Annotated in this window: 21 protein-coding genes; 13 read left to right on the top strand and 8 right to left on the bottom strand. The window is 62.6% G+C overall.

Going from position 1 to position 25,894, the window contains the following annotated elements:
• Positions 1-37: 37 nt before the first annotated feature.
• The 7 genes from AO356_RS09130 (at position 38) to AO356_RS09100 (ending at position 6,391) form a co-directional block, all read left to right on the top strand.
• Positions 38-919 carry a polysaccharide deacetylase family protein gene (locus AO356_RS09130; RefSeq protein ID WP_060739506.1) on the top strand — a complete coding sequence of 294 codons (882 nt, stop codon included), beginning with the start codon at positions 38-40 and terminating at the stop codon, positions 917-919.
• Positions 920-946: 27 nt separating this feature from the next.
• Positions 947-2,287 carry an MFS transporter gene (locus tag AO356_RS09125; RefSeq protein ID WP_060739505.1) on the top strand — a complete coding sequence of 447 codons (1,341 nt, stop codon included), beginning with the start codon at positions 947-949 and terminating at the stop codon, positions 2,285-2,287.
• Positions 2,288-2,298: 11 nt separating this feature from the next.
• Positions 2,299-3,060, top strand: a complete 762-nt coding sequence (locus AO356_RS09120; protein ID WP_060739504.1) for an SDR family NAD(P)-dependent oxidoreductase — start codon at positions 2,299-2,301, stop codon at positions 3,058-3,060.
• A gap of 70 nt (positions 3,061-3,130) precedes the next feature.
• Entirely contained in the window at positions 3,131-3,880 is a 750-nt protein-coding gene (locus tag AO356_RS09115; protein ID WP_060739503.1) for an SDR family NAD(P)-dependent oxidoreductase, read from the top strand.
• 14 nt (positions 3,881-3,894) lie between these two features.
• Positions 3,895-4,194: a hypothetical protein gene (locus AO356_RS09110; protein ID WP_060739502.1), complete on the top strand. Its 300-nt coding sequence runs from the start codon at positions 3,895-3,897 to the stop codon at positions 4,192-4,194.
• Entirely contained in the window at positions 4,191-5,195 is a 1,005-nt protein-coding gene (locus AO356_RS09105; protein WP_060739501.1) for a CobW family GTP-binding protein, read from the top strand. The genes AO356_RS09110 and AO356_RS09105 overlap by 4 nt, the downstream gene beginning before the upstream one ends.
• Entirely contained in the window at positions 5,195-6,391 is a 1,197-nt protein-coding gene (locus tag AO356_RS09100) for an ABC transporter substrate-binding protein (RefSeq protein WP_060739500.1), read from the top strand. The genes AO356_RS09105 and AO356_RS09100 overlap by 1 nt, the downstream gene beginning before the upstream one ends.
• Positions 6,392-6,394: 3 nt before the next feature.
• On the opposite strand, the gene trxC is transcribed toward AO356_RS09100, so the two are convergent.
• Positions 6,395-6,817 carry a thioredoxin TrxC gene (trxC, locus tag AO356_RS09095; RefSeq protein ID WP_060739499.1) on the bottom strand — a complete coding sequence of 141 codons (423 nt, stop codon included), beginning with the start codon at positions 6,815-6,817 and terminating at the stop codon, positions 6,395-6,397.
• 173 nt (positions 6,818-6,990) lie between these two features.
• Complete coding sequence (ycaC, locus tag AO356_RS09090; RefSeq protein ID WP_025211469.1) at positions 6,991-7,617, bottom strand: isochorismate family cysteine hydrolase YcaC; 627 nt, start codon at positions 7,615-7,617, stop codon at positions 6,991-6,993.
• 204 nt (positions 7,618-7,821) lie between these two features.
• On the opposite strand from ycaC, the gene AO356_RS09085 reads away from it, so the two are divergent.
• From AO356_RS09085 to AO356_RS09070, 4 genes are all read left to right on the top strand, one after another.
• Positions 7,822-8,730, top strand: a complete 909-nt coding sequence (locus tag AO356_RS09085) for a LysR family transcriptional regulator (RefSeq protein WP_060739498.1) — start codon at positions 7,822-7,824, stop codon at positions 8,728-8,730.
• Between the two features lie 266 nt (positions 8,731-8,996).
• The gene (locus AO356_RS09080) at positions 8,997-9,275 is read left to right on the top strand and encodes a hypothetical protein (RefSeq protein ID WP_060739497.1); all 279 of its coding nucleotides are present in this window, start codon (positions 8,997-8,999) and stop codon (positions 9,273-9,275) included.
• Between the two features lie 165 nt (positions 9,276-9,440).
• Positions 9,441-9,737: a type II toxin-antitoxin system HigB family toxin gene (locus tag AO356_RS09075; RefSeq protein ID WP_060739496.1), complete on the top strand. Its 297-nt coding sequence runs from the start codon at positions 9,441-9,443 to the stop codon at positions 9,735-9,737.
• Positions 9,734-10,135, top strand: a complete 402-nt coding sequence (locus tag AO356_RS09070; RefSeq protein WP_060739495.1) for a helix-turn-helix domain-containing protein — start codon at positions 9,734-9,736, stop codon at positions 10,133-10,135. The genes AO356_RS09075 and AO356_RS09070 overlap by 4 nt, the downstream gene beginning before the upstream one ends.
• 215 nt (positions 10,136-10,350) lie before the next feature.
• On the opposite strand, the gene selO is transcribed toward AO356_RS09070, so the two are convergent.
• The 4 genes from selO to AO356_RS09050 form a co-directional block, all read right to left on the bottom strand.
• Entirely contained in the window at positions 10,351-11,814 is a 1,464-nt protein-coding gene (gene selO / locus AO356_RS09065; protein WP_060739494.1) for a protein adenylyltransferase SelO, read from the bottom strand.
• A gap of 37 nt (positions 11,815-11,851) precedes the next feature.
• Positions 11,852-15,214, bottom strand: coding sequence for a mechanosensitive channel MscK (mscK, locus tag AO356_RS09060; RefSeq protein ID WP_060739493.1), 3,363 nt, complete (start codon positions 15,212-15,214; stop codon positions 11,852-11,854).
• A gap of 34 nt (positions 15,215-15,248) precedes the next feature.
• Positions 15,249-16,991, bottom strand: a complete 1,743-nt coding sequence (locus AO356_RS09055) for a potassium/proton antiporter (RefSeq protein WP_060739492.1) — start codon at positions 16,989-16,991, stop codon at positions 15,249-15,251.
• A gap of 213 nt (positions 16,992-17,204) precedes the next feature.
• Positions 17,205-18,830, bottom strand: a complete 1,626-nt coding sequence (locus tag AO356_RS09050) for a methyl-accepting chemotaxis protein (protein WP_060739491.1) — start codon at positions 18,828-18,830, stop codon at positions 17,205-17,207.
• Between the two features lie 256 nt (positions 18,831-19,086).
• Between AO356_RS09050 and AO356_RS09045 the strand changes: the two genes are divergently transcribed.
• A complete protein-coding gene (locus AO356_RS09045; protein ID WP_060739490.1) occupies positions 19,087-19,317 on the top strand; it encodes a hypothetical protein in 231 nt (76 codons plus the stop codon).
• Positions 19,314-19,616 (top strand): cell division protein ZapA, encoded by a 303-nt coding sequence (locus tag AO356_RS09040; protein WP_060739489.1) that lies wholly within the window; start codon positions 19,314-19,316, stop codon positions 19,614-19,616. The genes AO356_RS09045 and AO356_RS09040 overlap by 4 nt, the downstream gene beginning before the upstream one ends.
• 217 nt (positions 19,617-19,833) lie before the next feature.
• On the opposite strand, the gene AO356_RS09035 is transcribed toward AO356_RS09040, so the two are convergent.
• On the bottom strand, positions 19,834-21,636 hold the full coding sequence (locus AO356_RS09035) for an acyl-CoA dehydrogenase (protein ID WP_060739488.1): 1,803 nt from the start codon (positions 21,634-21,636) through the stop codon (positions 19,834-19,836).
• 196 nt (positions 21,637-21,832) lie between these two features.
• Positions 21,833-25,786 carry a trifunctional transcriptional regulator/proline dehydrogenase/L-glutamate gamma-semialdehyde dehydrogenase gene (gene putA, locus AO356_RS09030; RefSeq protein ID WP_060739487.1) on the bottom strand — a complete coding sequence of 1,318 codons (3,954 nt, stop codon included), beginning with the start codon at positions 25,784-25,786 and terminating at the stop codon, positions 21,833-21,835.
• Between the last annotated feature and the right edge of the window lie 108 nt (positions 25,787-25,894).

Genomic DNA, 25,894 nt, shown 5'->3' with positions numbered 1-25,894 from the left:
TTGATGTTTGAACAACCACCACAACCGGAGGCCGATCATGGCTAAAGATATTCTTTGTGCATTTGGGGTCGATGTCGACGCCGTGGCGGGCTGGCTCGGCTCCTACGGCGGTGAAGACTCACCCGACGATATTTCCCGCGGCCTGTTTGCCGGTGAAGTCGGCTCGCCGCGGTTGCTCAAGTTGTTCGAGCGTTACGGCCTGCGCACCACCTGGTTTATTCCCGGGCATTCCCTGGAGACCTTCCCCGAGCAGATGAAAGCCGTGGCGGATGCGGGCCACGAGATCGGCGTGCACGGCTATAGCCACGAAAACCCCATCGCGATGACCCCACAGCAGGAAGAGGCGGTGCTCGATAAATCCATCGAGTTGATTACCCAGGTGACCGGCAAGCGGCCTACCGGCTATGTCGCGCCCTGGTGGGAGTTCAGCAAAGTGACCAACGAGCTGCTGCTCAAGAAAGGCATCAAGTACGACCACAGCCTGATGCACAACGACTTCCATCCCTACTACGTTCGCGTCGGCGACAGCTGGACCAAGATCGACTACAGCCAGCACCCGGACACCTGGATGAAACCGCTGGTGCGTGGCCAGGAAACCGATCTGGTGGAGATCCCAGCGAATTGGTACCTCGACGACCTGCCGCCGATGATGTTCATCAAGAAATCGCCCAACAGCCACGGTTTCGTCAACCCGCGGCATCTCGAAGAGATGTGGCGCGACCAGTTCGACTGGGTCTATCGCGAACACGAGCATGCCGTGTTCACCATGACGATCCACCCCGACGTCTCCGGGCGTCCGCAGGTGCTGCTGATGTTGGAGCGCCTGATCGAACACATCCAGGGCCATGCCGGCGTGCGCTTTGTCACGTTCGATGAAATTGCCGACGACTTCATTCGCCGCAACCCCCGCAGCCGCTGATCCGGCATTTATTCGAGGCGTGTTCTCATGTCCATCTACAACAAACTCGACCTGACTGGTTGGAAACCCGAGCAATTGACGCCGGCCCAGGTGCGCTTTGCCACCTGGATCGCTTTTTTTGCCTGGGTATTTGCGGTCTACGACTTCATTCTGTTCGGCACGTTGTTGCCGGAAATCGGCCGGCACTTCAATTGGAGCGAAGTCGAGCAAGCCGAAATCGCCACCTGGGTGGCGGTCGGCACGGCGGTGGTGGCGTTGGCCATCGGCCCGCTGGTGGACCGCTTGGGCCGGCGCATGGGGATCATCTTCACCGTCAGCGGCGCGGCGATCTGTTCGGCCCTGACGGCCATCGGCGGTGCCTGGGGCAAGTCCCCGTTGATCCTGATCCGTTCTCTCGGCGGGTTGGGTTACGCGGAAGAAACCGTCAATGCCACCTATCTGAGCGAGCTCTACGCCGCCTCCGATGACCCGAGGCTGGCCAAGCGCCGTGGCTTCATCTACAGCCTGGTGCAGGGTGGCTGGCCGGTGGGCGCGCTGACCGCCGCCGGATTGACCGCCGTGTTGCTGCCGACCATCGGCTGGCAGGGCTGTTTTATCTTTGCGGCGATCCCGGCCATCGTCATTGCGATCATGGCGCGCAAGCTCAAGGAAAGCCCGCAGTTCCAGATCCACCAGCGTATCGGCCAGTTGCGCAAAAGCGGCGCGGTCGCCGATGCCCAGGCAGTGGCGTCCACCTATGGCGTCGACTATGAGGAACACAGCAAGGCCGGCCTGGCGTCGGCCTTTCGCGGCACGTCGCGGCGCGCGACACTGGTGATCGGCGCGGCGATCCTGCTCAATTGGGCGGCGATCCAGGTGTTCAGCGTGCTCGGCACGACGGTGATCGTCAGCGTGCACCATATTTCCTTCGAAAATTCGTTGATCATCCTGGTGCTCTCCAACCTGGTGGGCTACTGCGGTTACCTGAGCCATGGCTGGATGGGCGACAAGATCGGCCGGCGCAATGTCATTGCGTTGGGCTGGATGCTGGGCGGGCTGTCGTTTGCCGGCATGCTCTACGGTCCGAGCAACCTGCCGATGGTGGTCGGTCTCTACAGCCTGGGCCTGTTCTTCCTGATCGGGCCCTATTCGGCGGCGCTGTTCTTCATCGGCGAGAGTTTCCCCACCAGTATCCGCGCCACGGGCGGCGCGATTATCCATGCCATGGGGCCGATCGGCGCGGTAGTGGCGGGGTTCGGTGCCACCCAGGTGCTGGCGGCGGGCGGCAACTGGCAGACCTCGGCGCTGTACTTCGGCGCGCTGCCTTGTTTCCTCTCTGGCGCGCTGATGTTCGCGGCACGCCATGTCCGTCCAGAAACCGTGAAGTAAGGAGGCGGCTTATGACTCGTAGAGTTGCATTGATTACCGGTGCCGCCAGCGGCATCGGCCAGGCCCTTGCCGTGGCGTATGCCCGCCACGGTGTAGCCGTGGCCGCCGGCTACTTGCCGGCGGACCCCCACGACCCGCAAGACACCCGCCAGCAGATCGAGGCGTTGGGTGGCGAATGCCTGATGCTGCCACTGGACGTCACCGACAGTCGTTCGGTGGATAACCTGGCCGAGCAGGCATTCAGCACCTTCGGGCGTCTTGATTACGCGGTGGCCAACGCCGGCCTGCTGCGCCGTGCGCCTCTGTTGGAAATGAGCGACGAGGCCTGGAACGCCATGCTCGATGTCGATCTGACCGGGGTGATGCGCACCTTCCGCGCCAGCGTTCGCTACATGAGCGAGGGCGGTGCGTTGGTGGCGATTTCTTCAATCGCCGGTGGCGTGTATGGCTGGCCGGACCATTCTCATTACGCCGCGGCCAAGGCCGGTGTGCCAGGGCTATGCCGTTCGCTGGCGGTGGAGTTGGCTGGGCAGGGCATTCGCTGCAATGCGGTGATCCCGGGCCTGATCGAGACGCCGCAGTCCTTGGACAGTAAAAATTCCCTCGGGCCCGAAGGCTTGGCCAAGGCGGCCCGGGCGATTCCGCTGGGGCGAGTCGGTCGGGCCGATGAGGTGGCGTCGCTGGTGCGGTTCCTGACCAGCGACGAGTCCAGCTACCTGACGGGCCAGAGCATCATCATTGACGGCGGCCTAACCGTGCGTTGGCCGGATTGAAGCCGGGCGTCACGGGTTTTGTTTTCAGTGATGGCCACCCCTGTTTGCCCTGGATCTGGAGGATTGTCCCATGCAACAACTGTTCAACCGCCGCGCCGTGATCACCGGCGCCGGCAGCGGTATCGGTGCCGCCATCGCGCGGGCTTATGCCGCGCAAGGTGCGCGCCTGGTGCTGACCGATCGCGATGCCGAGCGTTTGTCCGCCACCGCAAACGACTGTCGCGCACTGTCGGTCGAGGTGTACGAGTGCGTGGCCGATGTCGGCTCGGTCGAAGGGGCCCAGGCTGGGGTCGATGCGTGCGTCGAGCAGTTCGGCGGTATCGATATCCTGGTCAACAACGCTGGCATGCTGACCCAGGCGCGTTGCACCGAGCTGAGCATCGAGATGTGGAACGACATGCTCCGGGTCGACTTGACCAGCGTATTCATCGCCAGCCAGCGAGCCTTGCCGCATATGCTGGCGCAGCGCTGGGGACGGATCATCAACGTCGCCTCGCAATTGGGCATCAAAGGTGGGGCCGAACTCAGCCACTACGCGGCGGCCAAGGCCGGGGTGATCGGTTTTACCAAGTCACTGGCCCTGGAAGTGGCCGCCGACAACGTGTTGGTCAATGCCATCGCCCCCGGGCCGATCGAAACACCGCTGGTGGCCGGCATCAGTGAAAGCTGGAAACAGGCCAAGTCCGCCGAACTGCCTTTGCGACGCTTCGGCCTGGCCACGGAAGTGGCGCCCACTGCCGTGTTGCTGGCCAGTGACCCGGGAGGCAACCTGTTCGTGGGGCAAACCCTGGGACCAAATGCCGGCGACGTCATGCCATGAAGGAGTGCTGAAGCATGTGTGGCTTGTGCGGTCTATTGGGCGAAGATGTGCATTGGAGCGATCCGCTGGGTGATGGGCTGCCCCGGCGTCGCGAGCGATTGCGCCGGATTTCAGCGATCAATCGCGTGTTGGCGCCGTTACGGCTCAAGGTCGAGGATTTCCAGGGCTCGGCATATCTGCTGCTGGGCGCCACCGGGCGGCAGGAACTGGCCAGTGGGCTCGACCAGCTGTGGAGCCTGGCAGAGTCGATGACGGGCCGCGCGGCGGATCCCCTCGACCCGGTCCTGCTCCAGTCGTTGGAGCCGGCCTCATGAGCATCGCCCTGAACGTCGTGACCGGGTTTCTCGGCAGTGGCAAGACCACCTTGCTCAACCGTCTGCTGCAAGACGAAAGCCTCGGTGACACAGCGCTGCTGATCAATGAATTCGGCGATATCGGCATCGATCACTTGTTGGTCCAGGAGGTGGCGCCGGACACGGTGTTGTTGCCCAGTGGATGCGTCTGCTGCTCCATTCGCGGCGAGTTGAAAGACGCGTTGCTCGATCTGCTGGCGCGGCGTGACCGGGGCGAGATCCCGCCCTTTCGCCGGGTGATCCTGGAGACGACCGGGCTGGCCGATCCGGCGCCGATCCTGGCGACACTCAACAACGACGTGCAATTGCGCGGACGCTTCCATGTCGGCTTGGTGGTGACGCTGGTCGACGCCTGTCACGCCGAGTTGCAGGCGCGCATCCATCCGGAGTGGCTGGCCCAGGTGGCCGCCGCGGACCGCCTGCTGCTGAGCAAGACCGATCAGGCCGCTGCGTCGGCTGTCAGCGCGTTGCGTCAGCGGCTGCAAGCATTGAACCCGGGGGTGCCGCTGCTCGACACCCACGATGTGCTCAGTGGCGATCAATTATTGTTGGGCGAAGGCCTGCGCGGCGCCGCGCCTGAAGTCGAGGTGGCCCGTTGGCAATTGCATCGTCCGCAAGGCCAGGTTACGTCGCACGGCGAGGCCCAGGTGTGCTGCCTGACCTTCGATCAGCCGCTGGACTGGATCGGCTTCGGAGTCTGGTTGTCGATGCTGCTAAGATGCCACGGCGAACGCATTCTTCGCGTCAAGGGATTGCTCAACGTGAACAGCCTCCAGGCCCCAGTCGTCATCCATGGCGTGCAGCATTGCCTGCACGCGCCGGTACATTTGCCCCACTGGCCCTGTGCCGAGCGCCAATCGCGGTTGGTATTTATTGTCAGGGGCCTGGACCCGGAGCGGTTGCGGCATTCGTTCGATGTCTTCGCCCGTTGCTTCGCCCCGGCGGTTGAGGTGAGCGCCTGATGCACAGCGGCTCACCCATCACGTTGCGGGTGCTTGGCACCTCCGTCACCTTGCTCGAATCCCTGCGGGTTCGCGCCGAACAGGACCTGGGCATTCGCCTGGTCTATCAGGTCCACAGTGTCGAGCAGGCCCAGCGCATCGCGGTGATGCAACCGGACAGCTACGACCTGTACGACCAGTGGTTTCACAACGTTGATTTCGTCTGGCCGGCACGCGCGATCCAGCCCATCGACACCCGGCGCATCGCCCTGTGGCACGAGATCAACGACCTGCCCAAGCGCGGCCGGTTGTCCGCCGCGGATCGCCCGGTCAGCGGCAGCGTGCCCAATGAGCGCTTGTACGTGCAACACGACGGCAGCCTGGGCAGCACCGTCAGCGACTACATCAGCATGTTGCCGTTGACCCACAACGCCGACAGTTTTGCCTATCGCCCGGAACGCTTGCCCACGGGTTTTTCCCGTGACAACGAGAGTTGGGGCTGGCTGCTCGATCCGGCCTGGAGCGGGCGTACCGCGCTGCAAAGCGACGCGGCGATTGGTGCCATCGACGCGGCGCTGGCGATACAGGGCATGGGTTTGGCGTCGTTCAAGGACATCGGCAATCTCAGCATCGAAGAGATCGACAGCCTGGCCGACGTGTTGGTGCGCAAACAGCGCGAAGGTCATTTCGCGGCGTTCTGGTCGGATGACGAACAGGCGGCGCAACTGATGCTCAGCCCGACCATCGACATCGAGAGCCTTTGGTCTCCGACCCTCATGCGCCTGCATCGGGCCGGGATCAAGTACCGCCTTGCCGTGCCCCGTGAAGGTTATCGCGCCTGGTTCGGCGGTTTGTCCGTGTCACGCCATGCCCGGGGAGCGGTGCTGGATGCCGCCTATGCGTTCCTTAACTGGTGGCTCTCGGGATGGCCTGGAGCGGTCATGGCGCGCCAGGGGTATTACATCAGCAACCCGCCCCGCAGCCGTGATCATTTGAGCGATGCCGAATGGGACTATTGGTACGCCGGCAAACCGGCCCGTGAAGTGTTGCCAGGCAGCGATGGCGAACCGCTGATCGACATCGGCGAAATGCGTGACGGCGGTTCGTATGAGCAACGCATGGGCCATATCGCCGTGTGGAACTCGGTGATGGACGAGCACAACTACCTGGTGCGCCGTTGGGGGGATTTTCTGCGTGCGGCCAACAAAGGCCGCTGAGCATCAAATCCCCTGGCTGCGCAACCAGCTCATCAATTGCGGCAACGGAAACGCACCGCTCTGACGCGCCACTTCCCGGCCTTCCTTGAACAGAATCAGGCTGGGAATCGAGCGGATCCCCAACTGCGCCGACAGTTGCTGGTTGGCCTCGCTGTCGAGCTTGGCCAAGCGGCATTTGCCCGCCAACTGCGCGGCGGCCTGTTCGAACACCGGGGCGAAGGACTTGCACGGCCCACACCAATCGGCCCACACATCCACCAGCAACGGCAGGTCACCCTTGATCTGGCTGGCGTAGTCGCCTTGCTTGAGTTCGAACGGTTTGCTCAATAACACCTGGGCCTTGCAGCGTCCGCACTTGGGCTGGTCGCCGAGGCGTTCGGCAGGTATGCGGTTGAGCCCGTTGCAATGGGGGCAGGGGATCAGCATCAGGTCAGTCTCCCGGAAAAATCATTGGCACAGATTGAACACTATATAGAAACCAGCACAAAAACCTGTGGGAGCGAGCTTGCTCGCGATGGCGGTGTATCAGTCAATACTGCATCGACTGTCAGACCGCTATCGCGAGCAAGCTCGCTCCCACATTTTGTACTACGTCGCTGTTACTTGGCGTTGGTCAGCGTGTTGTAGCTGGTCATCAGGTTGCGGTAGTCCGGGATGTGGTTGGAGAACAAGGTCGCCAGACCTTCCACGTCGTTGCGCCAGTCGCGGTGCAGTTCACAGGCCAGGCCGAACCAGGTCATCAGTTGCGCACCGGAGGACGACATGCGGTCCCAGGCCGATTGACGGGTCAGTTCGTTGAACGTGCCGGATGCATCGGTGACCACGAACACGTCGAAACCTTCGGCCAGGGCCGACAGTGCCGGGAAGGCTACGCAGACTTCGGTGACCACGCCGGCGATGATCAGTTGCTTCTTGCCGGTGGCCTTGATCGCCTTGACGAAGTCTTCGTTGTCCCAGGCGTTGATCTGGCCAGGGCGAGCGATGTACGGCGCGTCCGGGAACAGCGTCTTGAGTTCTGGCATCAACGGGCCGTTGGGGCCGGTTTCGAAGCTGGTGGTGAGGATGGTCGGCAGTTGGAAGTACTTCGCCAGGTCGGCCAGGGCCAGCACGTTGTTCTTGAAACGGTCCGGGTCGATATCGCGGACCAGGGACAGCAGGCCGGCTTGGTGATCGACCAGCAGAACGGCGGCGTTATCTTTGTCGAGACGGTTGTAGGAAGTGGTCATGGCGTAGCCCTCATTAAGTTTTGGTTGCCGAAGGTTTCGGCGTGGTTAAGGTTTTTAATATCGGTGTTGCGATTGATCGGTGACTCATCCGGTCGAAGCGCTCCGGCTTCAATCCGTGTTGCGTTTCGATGGGTGTAGATTAAAACTGGCACCTTTGATGCGCTAGACTGCAAAAATCCGCCTTAGCGTTCTATTTGGAGAACGATCATCGAAGACCTCAACACGCTGTACTACTTCACCCAGGTCGTGGAACACCGTGGGTTCGCCGCCGCCGGCCGGGCACTGGACATGCCCAAGTCCAAGCTCAGCCGGCGTATCGCCCAGCTGGAAGAGCGACTCGGGGTGCGGCTGCTCCACCGCACCAGTCGTCATTGCACGCTGACGGAGATCGGCCAGGCCTATTACCAGCGCTGCCTGGCGATGCGGGTCGAGGCCGAGAGCGCGGCGGAAGTGATCGAGCGCAACCGTTCCGAACCCCAGGGGCTGGTGCGCATCAGTTGCCCGACGGCGCTGCTCAATAGTTGGGTCGGGCCGATGCTGACCCGCTACATGCTCAAGTATCCCCGGGTGGAGTTGTTCATCGAGAGCACCAACCGCCGGGTCGACCTGATTCATGAAGGGTTCGACATCGCCTTGCGGGTGCGCTTTCCGCCGCTGGAAAACACCGACATGGTCATGAAAGTGCTGAGCAATAGCACCCAATGCCTGGTGGGCGGCCCGGCTTACCTTGAGCGCTTGTCTTCACCCGCTTCGCCGGCGGACCTCAACGGCCTGCCGAGCGTGCATTGGGGTGGGGCGCAGCGGGAATATCAGTGGGAATTGTTCGGCCCGGACGGCAGCCGCGCATTGATCCGCCATGAACCGCGCATGGTCACCGACGACCTGCTGGCCCTGCGTCAAGCGGTGCTGGCCGGCATCGGCATCGCTCACCTGCCCACCGTGGTGGTACGCGAAGACATAGCGGCCGGTCGACTGGTGGAACTGGTGCCGGGCTGGACGCCCAAGTGCGGGATCGTCCACGCGATCTTTGCCTCACGACGCGGGTTGCTGCCGTCGGTGCGTACGCTGATCGATTTTCTGGCTGAGGAATTCAGTCACAGCGACATGGCGTAGGGCCGGGCCCGTTGATTTATGCGAGTCAGTTAAACCTCAAGCCCGTGGGAGCAAAGCTTGCTCGCGATTGGGGTGAGCAGTCGACTACGCCATTGACGGGGCTGCCGCCATCGCGAGCAAGCTTCGCTCCCACAGGTTTTGTGTCGTTTGATCCTTAACTGACCGGCATTAGCCACCCAGGCTGCCATTCATCAGGTGCGTTGCACTCAACGCCCGCCAGGCCCTCAAAAAAATCACAACGTACCTGTTCGCAACCCGGAGGTCCCATGAGCAATCCTCAAGACCCAGACACCCCACAGGCCGTGGACAACCCCAACGACGACGGCTTCGTCCTCGGCACCGCCGGCCGCGACGAAGACCCCAACGCCGCCCCGGCCTACGCCATCGACCGCCGCCACGACCGGGATGAACTGACCCCCGAAGACGCCCGCGGCATGCCCGGTTATCCCGAGGAAAAACCAGCGGCCAAACCCAAGGAGAAGGGGGTTGAAGAGGCGGAGCCGGGGATCGAGACGCCTGAGCAGGGGAACGATAAGGTTGGGTGAGCAGGACTCATATCTGCTCACATTTCTTACCGAGACCTAAATCTTTTGGCGACTAGGCTGGAAACCAGCAAGAGCTAACCATTTGTCTAACTGGCGCTATCGCAATTTGCGATGCGCCAGATTTGTGTTTAACTTCCCCATAGCAAAATGCGATAAGGACGTTGCATGCATGTGATCACTGAGAAACGCATTTGGGAGGCCAAGGAGAAATGGCCACATTCAGCGAATGCGTTGGATCAATGGTATCGGCTGATCAAGCCCAATAGCCCGGCTGATTTCACGGCGATGAAATCCATATTTCCGGCAACCGATAAGGTCGGTCCGCTGCATGTGTTTGACATCGGTGGAAACAAGTTGCGGCTGATTGCGGTGATTCGATACCGAGCACAGCGTCTGTATATCAAGTGCGTGCTTGACCATCGGGAATACGACAGAGGCAAGTGGAAGGAGGAAAAGGGATGAGTGCACTGATCGAACAAGTCGCCGCCCATTGGGAGTTTGTGTCGCCCCTGCTGCGAAAACCCAGGAGCGAAGAGGATTATGACCGATTGTCGAGTGCTCTTGATGAGCTGTTGGCGTTGGTGGGTGAAGACGAAACCCATCCTCTCATGAGCCTGGTGGATATTATCGGCGAATGGATCGAGGCATGGGACCAGCAGCACCGGCCAATGCCCAAGGCGAGCGGTGTCGAGGCGCTGCGTTACCTGATGCGTGAACATGGCATGAGCCAGAGCGACTTGCCGGGCGTTGGTACCCAGTCGGTGGTATCGGAGGTATTGAGCGGTAAGCGTCAGCTCAATTTGAGGCAGATCCGCTGGTTGGCCGAGCACTTCGGCGTATCGGTGGAAACCTTCATTTGATGGCTAGGCACGCTCATCGTGGCGAGGGAGCTTGCTCCCGCTCGGCGGCGTAGCCGTCGTAAAACCGGTTGACGCGGTCTACCTGGCAGACCGCGTCGGTCCATCTTGGGGCGGCTGCGCAGCCCAGCGGGAGCAAGCTCCCTCGCCACAGGGTTAGCCATGCCCCCGAACAGTTATGTGTTGGGCGGGAAGGTGATTTCAGCCGTGGCGCCGCGTTACGACGAGCAACTGATCTCCAGATGCTTGCCCCACTCCGGCGGACGTTGCGCGTAGCTGTCCATACCCGGTTGTTCCTCGAACGGCTTGCTCAGCACGGCGTGCAGGCGGCGCACTTCGTCGTAGTCGCCTGACTCGGCGGCGTCGATGGCTTTTTGCGCCAGGTAGTTGCGTAGCACGTACAGCGGGTTGACGGCGTGCATGCGCGCGCGGCGTTGGTCTTGATTGACGGGGCCTTCGCGGTTGACGCGGGCAACATACAATTCGCCCCAGGCGTCGAAGCCCTTGAGGTCGACGAAGTCATCGCGCAGGGCGCTCACGGCTTGCTCGGGGGCTTGATCGCCCAGTCGGCGGAAGAACAGGCTGTAGTCGACGCCGCTGTTCTGCATCAATTGCAGCAAGCGCTCCAGCAGTTTCTGGTCGTCTTCTTCGGCGCAGGTCAGGCCGAGGCGGCGGCGCATCAGGTCCAGGTAATGGGCCTGGTACAGCGGCAAGTACAACCCCAGGGTCTCACGCAGGGCGTCGACGCTGATGAAGGGCGTCAGGGCCTGGGCCAGGGCGCTGAGGTTCCACTGACCGATGGGCACCTGGTTGCTGAAGGAGTAGCGCCCCTGATCATCGGAGTGGTTGCAGATGAAGTTGGCATCGAAGTCGTCGAGGAAGGCGAACGGTCCGAAGTCGAAGGTGATGCCCAGGATCGACATGTTGTCGGTGTTCATCACGCCATGGCAGAAACCGTAGGCCTGCCATTTGGCAATCAGCTCGGCATTGCGCTCGACGATTTCGCGGAACATCGCCAGGTACGGCTCCGGCTGCTCGCGGCACTCGGCAAAATGCAGGTTCAACACGTGCTCGGCCAGGGCCGCCTGCAGTTCGGGTTTCTTGGTGTAGTAGAAGTATTCGAAATGCCCGAAGCGCACATGGCTGGGGGCCAGGCGCAGCACCATGGCGGCGCGCTCCTGTTTTTCCCGCCACACCGGGGTGTCCGAGCCGATCACGCACAAGGCCCGGGTGGTGGGAATGCCGAGGGCGTGCAGGGCTTCGGAGGCGAGGAATTCGCGGATCGAGGAGCGCAGCACCGCGCGCCCGTCGCCCATCCGTGAAAACGGCGTCTGGCCGGCACCCTTGAGGTGCAGGTCCCAGTGCTCGCCCGCCTCGTTGTACACCTCGCCCAGCAGCAGCCCGCGGCCATCGCCCAGTTGTGGGTTGTAGTGACCGAACTGATGCCCGGAATACACCATCGCCCGTGGCTCGGTTTCGGCCCAGAGCTTGTGGCCGCCAAAAATCTCGGCGAACAGCGGTGCCTGGGCCTCTGCCGGATCCAGGTTCAGCAACGCCATGGCCGCCGGGCTGGCGACCACCAGTCGCGGATTGTCGATGGGCTCGGGCAGCACGTGGGCCGAGAAACCGTCGCCCAGGCGGGCGAAACGGTTATCGAAGGTCAGGGTTTCCAGGGTTTTCATGGCCGTCTCCGGCGGGACGCCCGCAGGCAACCCGCGATCAGTCGAGTTTGCCTTGCGGTGGCTCAGGCACCGGCTTGATGCTGGCGACAGCCGATGGCACGGGCGTGATGGTCTTTTTGTCGGGCTCGGCAGGCACCAGTTTGTATTCCTGGCCTTGCATGTTCTTCAGATAGATTTCCATCTGCCGGAAGGAGATGTTGATGTGCTCCTTCTTGAATTCCCGATTGATGAAACGGTTGATTTCGTCCAGCACCGGGTTGCGGTCACCGAGGTCGCGTACGTGCATGCGCAGCTCATGGTCGAGGGTGCTTTCACCGAAGTTCAGGAAGTACACGATCGGCTCCGGCTCCTTCAGCACCCGTGGGTTCTCGCGGGCGGCCTTGAGCAGCAACTCACGCACCAGGTCCAGGTCCGAGCCATAGTCCACGCCCAGTTTCAGGGTTACCCGGGTGACGGTGTCGGTCAGCGACCAGTTGATCAGTTGCCCGGTGATGAACGTCTTGTTCGGGACGATGATGTCCTTGCGGTCGAAGTCGGTGATGGTGGTGGCACGAATGCGGATCTTGCTCACCGTGCCCGACAGGTTGCCGATGGTGATGGTGTCGCCGATGCGCACCGGGCGCTCGAACAGGATCATGATCCCGGAGATGAAGTTGGCGAAGATCTCCTGCATGCCGAAGCCCAGGCCCACCGACAGCGCGGCAACCAGCCATTGCAGTTTGTCCCAGCTCACGCCCAGGGTGGACAGGGTGGTGACGAAACCGACGCCGGCGATCACATAGGACAGCAGCGTGGTGGTGGCGTAGGCACTGCCCTGGGCCAGGTTCAGCTTCGACAGCACGAACACTTCCAACAGCCCCGGCAGGTTGCGCGCCAGGGCGAAGGTGATGCCGATGATGATCAGCGCCCCGAGCATGTCGCCGATGCTGATGGGTACCATGCTCATGTTGGCGCCGGTGCCGCTGGTGTATTCGTAGAGGGTGATGTTGTCCAGGTACGAGAACACGCTGATCAGGTCCGACCAGACCCAATACAGCGCGGCGATGAAACCGCCCAGCAGGGCCAGGCGGATCAGGCGCAGGGACTGTTCGTTGACCTTCTCGATGTCCAGGGTCGGCTCCTCGACCACCGCTTCGCCATCGCCGGCTTCCTTGGCCGCCTGGCGCTTGGCCAGGGCACGCTGGTAGGCCAGGCGCCGCGCCGCCACCGACAGGCCGCGGACGAAGGTCGCCTCGATCACCAGCCAGAACATCAGCAGGTACAGGGTATTGATCAAGCGGTCGCTGAGTTTCAGCGCGGTGTAGTAGTAGCCAAAGCACACCGCCACGAACAGCGCGATTGGCAGCGCGGTGAACAGCACCCCGACGGCCTTGCGGAACAGCGAGGTGTTCCTGTGCGTCGGGCTGCTGAGCAACAGGCGGCTGAGCAACCACGCCATCAGTGCGTAGCAGGTCAGCACCACCGGCATGCCGAGCACGTCATCGGCCAGGGTCGCGGGTTGCAACTCGGCCACGGCCACCACAGCCACCAACGCCAGCACCACCAGCCCGAGGCGGCGGATCCAGCCCTGGAGGAATTCGACCTGGGGTTTCTCCCAGCGGAAATGCAATTCGGCCACGCCGCCCGGCGACAACACTCGATAGGCGGTGTAGAACACCAGCCAGGCCTGGCCGATCTGCAGCAGCGCCGCGCCGAGGTTGGCGTTCTGGCCGCGGGCGTCGATCTGCAAGGCATAGCCGCAGAGGGTCAGCGCCAGGGCCACCGGCATGGCCAGCAGGATATTGATCAGGATCGCCTGGGGGGTGTGCCACTGGCTGTCGCGCTTGAAGTGGCCGACGTCTTGGTGAACCTTGTTCAGGCGGGCATAGAGATGCTTGCGCCGCCACAGCAGCGCACCGATCAGCAGCGCCAGGGGCAGGAACAGCAGCGGCCGCTGGGTCAGGCCATCGGCCAGCTCGCTGAGGCTGGAGGCCCAGGGCAACGAGTCGATCTGTTTTTCCAGGCGCGTCGGTACGGCACGCATCCATTCGAAATCCAGCGGTTTATTGCTGGGAATCCAGAACATCTGCTCTTCGAGGGTCGCCCGCAGGTTCTGGGCGGTGCTGAGCAGTTGTTTCTGGTTGAGCTGCAAGGTGATGGATTCGTTGAGCACCGCGCTCAATTCGCGGTTCAGCCGTTCCAGCAGGTCGACGCGGGTCAGGGCCAGTTCCAGCAAGGTCTTGCGCAGTTGCGGGGTGACTTGTTCCGAGGGCTGGGAGGCCAGCAGGCTGTCGACGTAGGCGCTGGGGTTGTTCAGCAGTTCACGTTGCTGGCTGACTTCGAACTGGTACAGGCGGATGTCGGCGATCTGGTCGGCCAGGTTCTGGTCGAGTTTGAGGCGCGGCAAGGTCTGGCGCTGCTTGTAGAGAATCTTGGAGAGCAGCAGGCTGCCCTTGAGCACACTGATCTGCTCGTCCAGGGCTGCGTCGGTCTGGGTCACGCTGTCCAGCAGTTGCTTGGTCTGCAGGTTCTGCTGGGTGACTTCGTTGAGGCGGTCGGTGCTTTTGAGCAGGTAGTCGGAGAGCTTCAGGTTGGCCGCGCTTTCGGTCGCCAGCAAGCTGCTGCCACCGGCCTTCTGGGCTTCGATGGATTGCTGGGTCACCGTCTCCTGGGATTGGGCCAGGCGCTTCTGGTTGATCAGGTTCTGCAGGTCCTGGATTTCCTGCTCCATGCGGGCGATTTTTTCCATCAGCAGATCGTGCTGGCCGTTGCCCAGGTCCTGCAGTTGGCTGTTGCCGGCCAGTTCCTGGCGGCGCAGCGGGATCAGTGCATTGAGCGCCGCCAACTCGGCGTTGAGCTGGTCGCGTTGCTCGCCGCTCAGGGTCTTGCCGGCGTCCCGGCCGGCCTTGAGGATGGTATTGATCTGCTGGATACGGGTCTGGCTGCTGGAAATTTCCGCCTGGGCCCGCTCGGGACGGGTCTGGGCGGTGATGATCAGGCTGTTGGCATCGGCCAGGGCTTTTTGCAGATCACCCTGCTGGGTGGAGCGATCCGTGAGCATTTGCTCGAGCTGGGGAATCGGCAGGTTGGCGTAGCGCTGCGCCACCGGCACCACCGTGGTGCCCTTGAGTCGCGCCAGTTCGCGCTGGTTCTCGATGTTCTGCTTGGGGGCAGTGGCCAGTTGCTGCTTGAGCGCCTGCAGCTTCTGCTCGTAGTCGGCCTTGTTGTTGAGCTGGGTCAACGTGCTCTGCAAGACGGCCTGCAGGGCTTTCTGGTCGGCTTCCGGCAGTTTGCGGTCGGCGATCTTGTCCAGGCTGGCCTGCACCGAAGCGCTGGCGGGAAGATCAGCGGCTTGCAGCGTGCAGACGGAGAGACTCAGGCCCAGCAGGGCGGTGGCGAAAAAGGAGCGCAGGATAGGCATAGAGACCGGTCAAGCAAATGAGAGTGGGAGCAGTTTAGAGGAACAAGCCGGGACCCGGGCGACTTCCTTCGGGGAATCTGACGCCCACTTTGCCGATCTTGTTCCCGTCCATGGCCGCGACGGTCCACAGGGTGTTGTTCCAATCCACCTGGTCGCCGACCACTGGGGCGCCGCCCACTTTCTGGGCGATGAAGCGGCCCAGGGACATGTCCGGATCGATGCCGTCCAGCTTCAACCCGTACAGCGCGGCAACCGCGGCCAGCTGGGCGTCTCCTTCGAGTACGAAGTCGCCGAAGAAGCGCAGATCCAGGCCCCGTTGCGGCGCCTGGCTGAACAGTTTTCCAAGGGCCGGCAAGTCGTGTTCATGGCCGATAACACACAGCAAATCATCGACTTCCAACACCGTACTACCCGACGGATGGAGCAGTTGCTGGCCACGAAACAGGGCGGCGATGCGGGTGCCTTCGGGCATTTTCAGGTCCCGCAGGGGCGAGCCGATGCACCATTTTTCCGCACCCAGGCGATAGATGAACAGCTCCCACTCGCTGGTGACGTGCACTTCCAGCGCGGCCCGGGAAATCGGCAGCGGCTCGGGCGGGACGGTCACGTGCAGCAACTTGGCGACCCATGGCAGGCTCGTGCCCTGCACCAGCAGCGAGACCAGCACGATAAAGAACGCCAGGTTGAAGTAGAGCTGGGCGTGGGGCAGGCCGGCCATCAACGGGAACACGGCCAGGATGATCGGCACCGCGCCGCGCAGGCCGACCCAGGAAATGAAGGCTTTCTCGCGACCATGGAACGCCTTGAACGGCAGCAGGCCCACTATGACCGACAACGGACGGGCAAACAGGATCATCCACAATGCCAGGCCCAGGGCCGGCAGGGCGATCGGCAGCAGGTCGTGGGGCGTGACCAGCAGCCCCAGCACCAGGAACATGCCGATCTGGGCCAGCCAGGCCATGCCATCAAGCATGTGCAGGATGCCGTGGCGGCTGCGCACCGGACGGTTGCCGATCACCAGGCCGCACAGGTACACCGCCAGGAAACCGCTGCCGTGCAGGGCGTTGGTCAGGGCGAACACGGCCAGGCCGCCGCTGATGACGAGGATCGGGTAGAGGCCGTTGGCCAGATTGATGCGATTGACCAGCTGCAGCATCAGCCAGCCACCGCCCAGGCCGAGTACCGAGCCGATGCCGAACTCACGCAACAGGTGCCCGAGCAGGCTCCAGTGCAAGCCGGTTTCACCACTGGCAAGCATGCCGATCAGGGTGACGGTGAGGAACACCGCCATGGGGTCGTTGCTGCCGGACTCGATCTCGAGGGTGGCGCTGACCCGCTCGTTCAGGCCCTTGCCGCCCAGTAGCGAGAACACCGCCGCGGCATCGGTCGAGCCGACGATGGCGCCGATCAGCAGGCCCTGGATCAGGTTCAGATTGAACAGCCAGGCCGCGGCCAATCCGGTCAGCCCGGTGGTGATCAACACACCGACCGTGGCCAGGGACAACGCCGGCCACAGCGCCACGCGAAAGCTCGAGACCCGCGTGCGCAAGCCGCCGTCCAGCAGGATGACGGCCAAGGCGAGGTTGCCGACCAGATAAGCCGTGGCGTAGTTATCGAAAAGAATACCGGCGCCGTCGACACCGGCCACCATGCCCACGGCCAGGATGATCACCAGGATCGGGATGCCCAGGCGGGACGAAAGAGAACTGACCAGGATGCTCGCACCTACCAGCAACGCGCCGATCAAGAACAGGCTGTTGATGGTCGCTGCAGTCAAAGGCGTTACTCCGGGAAAACTGAGGGGCGGGCACAGACTGACCATGCAGTCTGCGTGCCAGCGATTCTAACCTGTTGAAATGTGATGCTGTCAAAAAAGGTTTGGGATTGGGGGTACAAGGCAGCAATACCGTGGCGAGGGAGCAAGCTCCCTCGCCACCAAAGCTTGAGGGTTGATCGCTCACGGTCTGTGGACGATCAACCGTTACGCGGATTAAAGGCTGAACCGCCCAACCATGCTGTTCAAGTCCACGGCCAGGCGCGACAGTTCGGCGCTGGCGGCGGTGGTCTGGTTGGCGCCGGTGGCCGATTGCACCGACAGGTCGCGGATGTTCACCAGGTTGCGGTCCACTTCACGGGCCACCTGGGCCTGTTCTTCGGCGGCGCTGGCGATCACCAGGTTGCGTTCGTTGATCTCGACGATGGCCGTGTTGATGGTGTCCAGGGACAGGCCGGCGCCACGGGCGATGTTCAGGGTCGACTCGGCGCGCTCGGTGCTGTTGCGCATCGAGTCCACGGCGTGTTCGGTGCCGCTCTGGATGCTGCCGATCATGCGTTCGATCTCGCTGGTCGACTGCTGGGTACGATGAGCCAGGGCGCGGACTTCGTCGGCCACCACGGCAAAACCACGGCCGGCCTCACCGGCACGGGCGGCTTCGATGGCGGCATTCAGAGCCAGCAGGTTGGTCTGGTCGGCCAGGCCGCGGATCACGTCCAGCACTTTGCCGATATCGCGGGACTCATTGGCCAGGTTACCGATCAGCGTGGCGGTGCTTTGTACGTCGGCACTCATGCGTTCGATGGCACCGACGGTTTCCTGCACCAGGTCGCGGCCGTCGCCTGCGGATGTGGTGGCGTGTTTCGACGCTTCCGACGTGCTGACCGCATTGCGAGCGACCTCTTCTACGGCGCTGGTCATCTCGTTGACCGCTGTCGCGGCCTGCTCGATTTCGTTGTTCTGCTGGGTCAGGCCCCGGGCGCTTTCGTCAGTGACGGCGTTAAGCTCTTCGGCCGCCGACGCAAGCTGTGTGGCGGAACCGGAGATCCGTTGCAAGGTATCGCGCAGTTTTTCCTGCATGGTCGACATCGCCCGCAGCAGGCGACCGGCTTCGTCGCTGCCGTCAACGGTGATCGGTCGGGTCAGGTTGCCCTTGGCGATTTCTTCGGCGGCATCCAGCGCGTTGGCGATCGGCTTGGTGATGCTGTTGGTCAGCAGCCAGGCGAACAGCAGGGTCAGGCCGGTAGCGATGACCAGCAGGGCGACCACCCAGTTGAAAGCGCTTGAATATTGTTGCGCCGCGCCCTTATTGAGCGCCTCGGCTTGCAGGTTGTTGATCTCCACCAAGTGGTCGATTGCGGCATTGATGGCATCTGAGTTGCTCAGCAGTTCAGTGTTGAGCAGCGCCCGCAGTTCATCGACCTGATTATTTCGCGACAGGGTTTTCATGCGCTCTTCGAGCTGACGGTACTGCCCGAGCAGTTGCACATACTGATCGTAGGCGGCCCGTTCGTCCGAAGCGCTGATGAGCTTTTCGTAGGTGGTCTGGGCCGCGCGGATCTGCTGGCTGCGTTGTTCGAGCAGATCGTAGGTTTTCTGTTGGATGTCCGGCTCGCGGTTGACCAGCAAGCGATAGGACAAGACGCGCAGGCGCAGGGTGAGCTGGGTGAACTCATTCAGGGCCTTGATGCTGGGTACGCTGTTCTGGGCGATGCTTTCGCCGGACGTGCGGATTTTGCTCATCTGGGACAGGGCAAACACCCCAAGGGCCAGCATCAGGGCGCCGATCAGGGCAAACCCCAGGAACGCCCGCGGCGCGATGTTCATATTACGTAGGGACATGGAAAGTACCGAGAGGGGCGCGTCCGTGCGGGACTGTGGCTGGTGTTAACTGACTTATCGGTCATACGACTGAAGTCTTGAACGGGATCCTTGCTTTTGCCGCAGAACCACCCTGGAATGCGACGAAGGGTAGGAACCAGACTGCCCCTTCACAGTCTTTACCACTCGCCAGCGAAGCACCGCCGCTGGTAAAGCGTGGCATCGGCGGTGACTTTTCTTTATCGTACGCGCCCCTTGGAAAAGCCTGGAAATCAATATGTTGGAAACATCCCTCAGCCAACTGGAGCAACTGGTCAACGACCTGGTGCAACAGAACCTGCACCTCACCGGCCTGAACGAAACCCTGAGCGCCGAACTTGCCCAGGCCAAGGATGAAAACGAAAGCCTGCAACTGAGCCTGATGGAACAGGAAGAGCTGCACGGCGCCACCGCCGCCCGCATCCAGGCCCTGATCGAGCGCGCCAGCGCCGGTCCTGTCAGCGCATGAAGCACGGCGCCGATGGGGTGACGGTCATCTCGATCCTGGGAGAAGACTATTCAATCAAAGCGCCGGCCGGGCAGGAACAGGCCCTGCTGGACGCCGCTTCGATGCTCAAGGCCGCCCTGGCCGACACGAAAAGGAAATACCCGACGCTGATCGGCGATCGCCTGCTGGTATTGGCGGCCATGAACCTGTGTTCGCAACAGATCGAAATGCAGAAGAGCCATCAGGCGGAACTCGACCGTTACCAAGAGCAAGTCAGCGCCACGGTCGAGGTGATTGCCAAGACGATCCAGCAGGCCTGAAACCGTTAACGAATGTTGACTGTGGGGCTTGTGTGGGAGCGAGCTTGCTCGCGATGGCGTCAGCACAGCTGCCTGTGTGTTGGCTGAAACACCGCTATCGCGAGCAAGCTCGCTCCCACAGTGGATCGGTGGTGAACGCAGATGTCGTGTTCACTTGGAACCCCTGTGGGAGCGAGCCTGCTCGCGATTGGATTTCAGCCGCGCCACGAGTCTTGCCTCAGAACCACTCATCCCGCATCCCCAGGCACGTATCATCCCGCGCCTCGAGAATCGCCAGCTCATGGTGACACCCCGGCACTTCCCAGGTCAGGAAGTAGCGCGCCGCTTGCAGCTTGCCTTTATAGAAGTCGCTGTCCGCGGCATTGCCCCTGGCCAGGCCTTCCTCGGCACGAATCGCCTGTTCCAGCCAGCGCCAGCCGATCACCATGTGCCCAAACACTTTCAGGTACAGCGCCGAGTTGGCGAGGCTGCTGTTGACCTTGCCCTGGGCCAGGTCTGTCAGCAGGCCCAGGGTGACGGTTTGCAGGCGCGCCACCAACGCTTCCAGTGGCTGGTGTAATGGCGTCAACGATGGGTGCGCCTGGGCCCGTTCAATGGTGTCGGCCACCAGGCGGATCAACTGCTTGAGCCCGGCGCCGCCGTTCTGCGCCAGCTTTCGCCCCAGCAGGTCCAGGGACTGGATGCCATGGGTGCCTTCATGGATCGGGTTCAGGCGGTTGTCGCGATAATACTGCTCCACCGGGTATTCGCGGGTGTAGCCGTGACCGCCCAGGATCTGGATCGCCAGTTCGTTGGCTTTCAGGCAGAACTCCGAGGGCCAGGATTTGACGATGGGGGTCAGCAGGTCCAGCAGTTCATGGGCGCGCCGACGCTCGGCTTCGCTGTCCAGGGTGGTGGTGTCGTCGAACAGCCGCGCTGCGTACAAGCCCAGGTCAAACGAGCCCTCGACGTAGGCTTTTTGGGTCAGCAGCATGCGGCGCACGTCGGCGTGCTGGATGATCGCCACCGGGGCGGTGGTCGGATCCTTGCTGTCGGGCACCCGGCCTTGCGGACGTTCGCGGGCGTATTCAAGGGAATACAGGTAGCCGGCGTAACCCAGCATCACCGCACCCATGCCGACGCCGATGCGCGCCTCGTTCATCATCTGGAACATGTAGCTCAGGCCGTGGTGCGGCTTGCCCACGAGGTAACCGACGCATTCGCCGTTGTCGCCGAAGTTCAACGCGGTCGACGTGGTGCCGCGCCAGCCCATCTTGTGGAACAGCCCGGCCAGCAGCACGTCGTTACGCGGGCCGAGGCTGCCATCGTCGTTGACCAGGAACTTGGGCACGATAAACAGCGAAATGCCCTTCACGCCCGGCGGCGCGTCCGGCAATTTCGCCAGGACCATGTGCACGATGTTTTCCGACAGCGGATGATCGCCGCCGGAGATGAAGATCTTGTTGCCCTTGAGTCGATAGGTGCCATCGGACGCAGGCTCTGCCCGTGTACGAATATCCGACAGCGAAGAACCTGCATGGGGTTCGGTCAGGGCCATGGTGCCAAAGAAGCGGCCGTCGATCATCGGTTGCAGGAAGCGTTGCTTCTGCTCCTCGCTGCCGAAGCTTTCGATCAGGTTCGCCGCGCCCATGGTCAGGAACGGGTAGGAGGTCGATGCGGCATTGGCCGACTGGAAGTGTGCGAAGCAGGCCTGGGACAGCAGTGTCGGCAACTGCATGCCTCCGGCGTCGAAGCTGCGCGCGGCATTGAGAAAACCGGCCTCCAGAAAGGCATCCACCGCTGGCTTCACCTCGGGAATCAGGATCGCCTGGCCGTTCTCGTAGCGCGGTTCGTTTTCATCGTTCTTGCGGTTGTGGGGCGCGAAGAATTTCTCGGCGATGCTGCGGGCCGTGCCGAGGGCTGCGTCGAAGGTTTCGCGATTGTGTTCGGCAAACCGCTCGCGCTGGGTCAGGCCCTCGGCATCGAGGACTTCGTACAGCTCGAAAGCCAGATTACGGGAACTGAGCAACGTCTCGGACATGGCGGCCTACCTTTTTTTGGAATGGGCCGAGTCTAGGCGTGGCAATGGAGGCTGAACAGGATGATTGATTTGAGTGATGGAGGAGCGAGGGTGACGCTAATCAAAATGTGGGAGCAAGCTTTGCTCCCACAGCGTTCATGCCCACAGGGATTTCGTTAATCAGGCACCCATTGCAGGTGCCTGGTCTACAGCGGGTTTAGCCGATGGTCATCAGGCTGGCGTTACCCCCCGCCGCGGCGGTATTGACGCTCAAGGCCCGCTCGATCACCAAACGCTCCAACGCAATGTTGGTCTCGCCCTGGGACAAACCATGCACCCCGACGATGGCGCCGGCACGCTTGGCCACCTGCTGGCAAACGTCGCGCAGTTGGTCCGAATCGCCGTGGTGCAGGACCGCGTCGAACAGCACATCGTCCTTGGTCCAGTCGGCAACCCGCTGAATGCGTGCCTGAATCTCTTTCGGCAAGCGGGCGAACAAGGCCTTGCTGGTGTCGGTTTCCGGCCATACGGCCGAGCCGCCCACGGCCAGTACGGCCGCCAGTTGCGTCAGCAGGTCGCCTTCCACGTCGGCCAGGCACAGCACGTGCTCGCGCGGCAGGATGGCATAACTGTTGCGTTCGCCGGTCGGGCCGGTCAACTGGCGGGTGATGCCGCTTTGCGATTGGGCCGCGAACTGCACGCACAGGGCGCTCAGTTCGGCGAGCTTCTGGCTGTCGGCCCAGGCTTGCAGGGCGGTCAGCGGTTTGCTCATGGCATCGCGCAAGCGCAGGTCCGGCGCAACCAAGGCATCGCCACGGACGAAGGACTGCTGGATCGCATCGGTAGGACGAGTCGACAGCAGGCGGTACAGGTACAGCGGACCACCGGCCTTGGGGCCGGTGCCCGACAGGCCTTCGCCACCAAACGGCTGCACACCGACCACGGCGCCGACAATGTTGCGGTTGACGTAGACGTTACCGGCATGGACGTTGTCGATCACCTTGGCGATGGTCTCGTCGATGCGTGTGTGCACGCCCAGGGTCAGGCCGTAGCCGGAGGCGTTGATCTGGTCGATCAACTGACCCAGTTCCTTGCGCTTGTAGCGCACCACGTGCAGCACCGGACCGAAGATCTCCCGCTGCAGCTCGTCGAAGCTTTCCAGCTCGATCAGGGTCGGCATCACGAAGGTGCCGCGCTTGCACTCGTCGCTGTCGGCGATTGCCATCTGGTACACGGAGCGCCCCTTGTCGCGCATGGCCTGGATGTGTTTCTCGATGCCAGCCTTGGCTTCGGCATCGATCACCGGGCCGATGTCTACCGACAGACGCTCAGGGTTGCCGAGACGTGCTTCAGCCATGGCGCCCTTGAGCATTTCGATGACGCGGTCGGCGGAATCTTCCTGCAGGCACAGGACGCGCAGGGCCGAGCAACGCTGGCCGGCACTGTCGAAGGCCGAGGACACGACGTCGATGACCACTTGTTCGGTCAGGGCCGAGGAGTCGACGATCATGGCGTTCTGGCCGCCGGTCTCGGCGATCAGCGGGATCGGTCGGCCCTGGTTGTCCAGGCGTCCGGCGATGTTGCGTTGCAGCAGCCGGGCGACTTCGGTGGAGCCGGTGAACATCACGCCTTTGACCCGATCGTCGCCGACCAGGCGGGCGCCAACGGTTTCGCCACGGCCCGGCAGCAGTTGCAGGACGCCTTCCGGAATGCCGGCTTCGAGCATCAGGCGCACCGCCTGGGCAGCCACCAGCGGCGTCTGCTCGGCGGGCTTGGCCAGAACCGGGTTGCCGGCGGCCAGTGCGGCGGCAACCTGGCCGCTGAAAATCGCCAGCGGGAAGTTCCACGGGCTGATGCAGACCACCGGGCCCAGAGGGCGGTGGGCGTCGTTGGTGAAATCGTTGCGCGCCTGCACCGCGTAGTACCGCAGGAAATCCACGGCTTCACGCACTTCGGCGATGGCGTTGGCGAAGGTCTTGCCGGCTTCGCGGGCCAGCAGGCCCATCAGCGGCTGGATCTCGCCTTCCATCAGGTCGGCGGCACGCTCGAGGATCGCGGCACGTTCGGCTGGCGGCGTGGCCTGCCAGATCGGTGCGGCGTTGAGGGCGCACTGGATGGCGTTGTCGACGTCGGCAACCGTGGCTTCCTGCACATGGCCGACCACATCGCGGTGATCGGACGGGTTCAGCACCGCTGCCGGGGTTTCTTCGCTGGCAGCGCAACCGAGCATCGGCGCGGCTTTCCAGTCGTTGTGGGCAGTGGCCAGCAGAGCGCAGGACAGCGACGCCAGGCGATGCTCGTTGGCCAGGTCGATGCCGCTGGAGTTGGCGCGGTCGCTACCGTACAAGTCGCGCGGCAGCGGAATACGTGGGTGCGGCAAGCCGAAACCGCCTTCCAGGGTTGCCATCTGCTCGATGCTGGCCACTGGATCGGCCACCAGCTCCTGAATGGAAATCGACTGGTCGGCGATGCGGTTGACGAACGAGGTGTTCGCGCCGTTTTCCAGCAAGCGGCGTACGAGGTAGGCCAGCAGTGTTTCGTGGGTGCCGACCGGGGCGTACACACGGCACGGACGGTTCAGCTTGCCTTCGGAGACCTTGCCTACAACTTGTTCGTACAGCGGTTCACCCATGCCGTGCAGGCACTGGAATTCGTACTGGCCCGGGTAATAGTTCTGACCGGCGATGTGATAAATGGCCGACAGGGTATGGGCGTTGTGCGTGGCGAATTGCGGGTAGATGACTTCCGGCACCGACAGCAGCTTGCGCGCGCAAGCGATGTAGGACACGTCGGTGTACACCTTGCGGGTGTAGACCGGATAGCCTTCCAGGCCTTCGACCTGGGCGCGCTTGATCTCGCTGTCCCAGTACGCGCCTTTTACCAGGCGAATCATCAGGCGGTGGCGGCTGCGCCGGGCCAGGTCGATGACGTAGTCGATCACATACGGGCAACGCTTCTGGTAGGCCTGGATCACGAAGCCGATGCCGTTCCAGCCGGTCAACTGCGGCTCGAAGCACAGGCGCTCCAGCAGGTCCAGGGACAGTTCGAGGCGGTCGGCTTCCTCGGCGTCGATGTTCAGGCCGATGTCGTATTGCTTGGCCAGCAGGGTCAGCGACAGCAGGCGCGGGTACAGCTCGTCCATGACGCGCTCGTACTGGGCGCGGCTGTAGCGCGGGTGCAGGGCCGAGAGCTTGATGGAAATGCCCGGGCCTTCATAAATCCCACGACCGTGGGACGCTTTGCCGATCGAGTGAATGGCTTGTTCGTACGAGGCCAGGTACTTCTGGGCGTCATGTTCGGTGAGTGCGGCTTCACCCAGCATGTCGTAGGAATAGCGGAAACCTTTGGCTTCGAACTTGCTGGCGTTGGCCAGGGCCTCGGCGATGGTTTCGCCGGTGACGAACTGTTCGCCCATCAGGCGCATGGCCATGTCGACGCCCTTGCGGATCATCGGCTCGCCGCTCTTGCCGATGATGCGGCTCAGGGAGGAGGTCAGGCCCGTTTCGTTATGGGTGGCGACCAGCTTGCCGGTCAGCAACAGGCCCCAAGTGGCGGCATTGACGAACAGCGACGGGCTGTTGCCGAGGTGCGGCTGCCAGTTGCCGGTGCTGATCTTGTCGCGGATCAGTGCATCACGAGTGCCTTTGTCCGGGATGCGCAGCAGTGCCTCGGCCAGGCACATCAGGGCCACGCCTTCCTGGGACGACAGGGAAAATTCCTGCAGTAAGCCCTGAACGATACCGGCACGGCCGCCGGCACTTTTCTGGTTACGCAGTTTTTCCGCAATCGAAGCCGCCAGCTTGTTGGTGGCTTCGGCCATTTCCAGCGGCAGGCGGGCCTGCTCGATCAGCATCGGCACCACTTCCGGCTCAGGGCGACGGTAAGCGGCGGTAATGGAGGCGCGCAGGACCGATTGCGGCAGGATGCTCTCGGCAAATTCGAGGAAGCATTGGTGAGCATGGTCGACCTGTACGTCGCCGGCATCATCGCTGTCGGCGCGGGGTGAACCGTTCAGCTCGGTCAGGGTTGCACCACCCTCGAGTTTTTCCAGGTAATTGAAAATTGCCTGCTTGATCAGCCAGTGCGGCGTGCGATCGATCGAGGTTGCGGCCGCCTTGAGGCGTTCGCGGGTCGGGTCATCGAGTTTGACCCCAAGGGTGGTGGTAGCCATATTTTTATCCTCATGTTTACCACGTATGGCGTGGCATCAGCTGGCGGCAAGATTAGCTGTGGGATGAATGAGGTGCAACCGGGTGCAACCCTTTTTTTCTTGAAATGA

It is taken from the genome of Pseudomonas fluorescens (genome assembly GCF_001307275.1).
Lineage (GTDB): Bacteria > Pseudomonadota > Gammaproteobacteria > Pseudomonadales > Pseudomonadaceae > Aquipseudomonas > Aquipseudomonas fluorescens_AA.
This window is presented reverse-complemented; position numbering and strand designations above follow the sequence as displayed.

Excerpts from the sequence above, each read along its gene's own strand:
- mscK (WP_060739493.1), bottom strand. The coding sequence starts at position 15,214 with ATGCCTATCCTGCGCTCCTTTTTCGCCACCGCCCTGCTGGGCCTGAGT.
- AO356_RS09120 (WP_060739504.1), top strand. The coding sequence starts at position 2,299 with ATGACTCGTAGAGTTGCATTGATTACCGGTGCCGCCAGCGGCATCGGC.
- AO356_RS09075 (WP_060739496.1), top strand. The coding sequence starts at position 9,441 with ATGCATGTGATCACTGAGAAACGCATTTGGGAGGCCAAGGAGAAATGG.
- AO356_RS09040 (WP_060739489.1), top strand. The coding sequence starts at position 19,314 with ATGAAGCACGGCGCCGATGGGGTGACGGTCATCTCGATCCTGGGAGAA.
- AO356_RS09080 (WP_060739497.1), top strand. The coding sequence starts at position 8,997 with ATGAGCAATCCTCAAGACCCAGACACCCCACAGGCCGTGGACAACCCC.
- AO356_RS09035 (WP_060739488.1), bottom strand. The coding sequence starts at position 21,636 with ATGTCCGAGACGTTGCTCAGTTCCCGTAATCTGGCTTTCGAGCTGTAC.
- AO356_RS09070 (WP_060739495.1), top strand. The coding sequence starts at position 9,734 with ATGAGTGCACTGATCGAACAAGTCGCCGCCCATTGGGAGTTTGTGTCG.
- AO356_RS09130 (WP_060739506.1), top strand. The coding sequence starts at position 38 with ATGGCTAAAGATATTCTTTGTGCATTTGGGGTCGATGTCGACGCCGTG.
- AO356_RS09100 (WP_060739500.1), top strand. The coding sequence starts at position 5,195 with ATGCACAGCGGCTCACCCATCACGTTGCGGGTGCTTGGCACCTCCGTC.
- putA (WP_060739487.1), bottom strand. The coding sequence starts at position 25,786 with ATGGCTACCACCACCCTTGGGGTCAAACTCGATGACCCGACCCGCGAA.
- AO356_RS09045 (WP_060739490.1), top strand. The coding sequence starts at position 19,087 with ATGTTGGAAACATCCCTCAGCCAACTGGAGCAACTGGTCAACGACCTG.
- AO356_RS09050 (WP_060739491.1), bottom strand. The coding sequence starts at position 18,830 with ATGTCCCTACGTAATATGAACATCGCGCCGCGGGCGTTCCTGGGGTTT.
- AO356_RS09125 (WP_060739505.1), top strand. The coding sequence starts at position 947 with ATGTCCATCTACAACAAACTCGACCTGACTGGTTGGAAACCCGAGCAA.
- trxC (WP_060739499.1), bottom strand. The coding sequence starts at position 6,817 with ATGCTGATCCCCTGCCCCCATTGCAACGGGCTCAACCGCATACCTGCC.
- AO356_RS09115 (WP_060739503.1), top strand. The coding sequence starts at position 3,131 with ATGCAACAACTGTTCAACCGCCGCGCCGTGATCACCGGCGCCGGCAGC.
- AO356_RS09110 (WP_060739502.1), top strand. The coding sequence starts at position 3,895 with ATGTGTGGCTTGTGCGGTCTATTGGGCGAAGATGTGCATTGGAGCGAT.
- ycaC (WP_025211469.1), bottom strand. The coding sequence starts at position 7,617 with ATGACCACTTCCTACAACCGTCTCGACAAAGATAACGCCGCCGTTCTG.
- selO (WP_060739494.1), bottom strand. The coding sequence starts at position 11,814 with ATGAAAACCCTGGAAACCCTGACCTTCGATAACCGTTTCGCCCGCCTG.
- AO356_RS09105 (WP_060739501.1), top strand. The coding sequence starts at position 4,191 with ATGAGCATCGCCCTGAACGTCGTGACCGGGTTTCTCGGCAGTGGCAAG.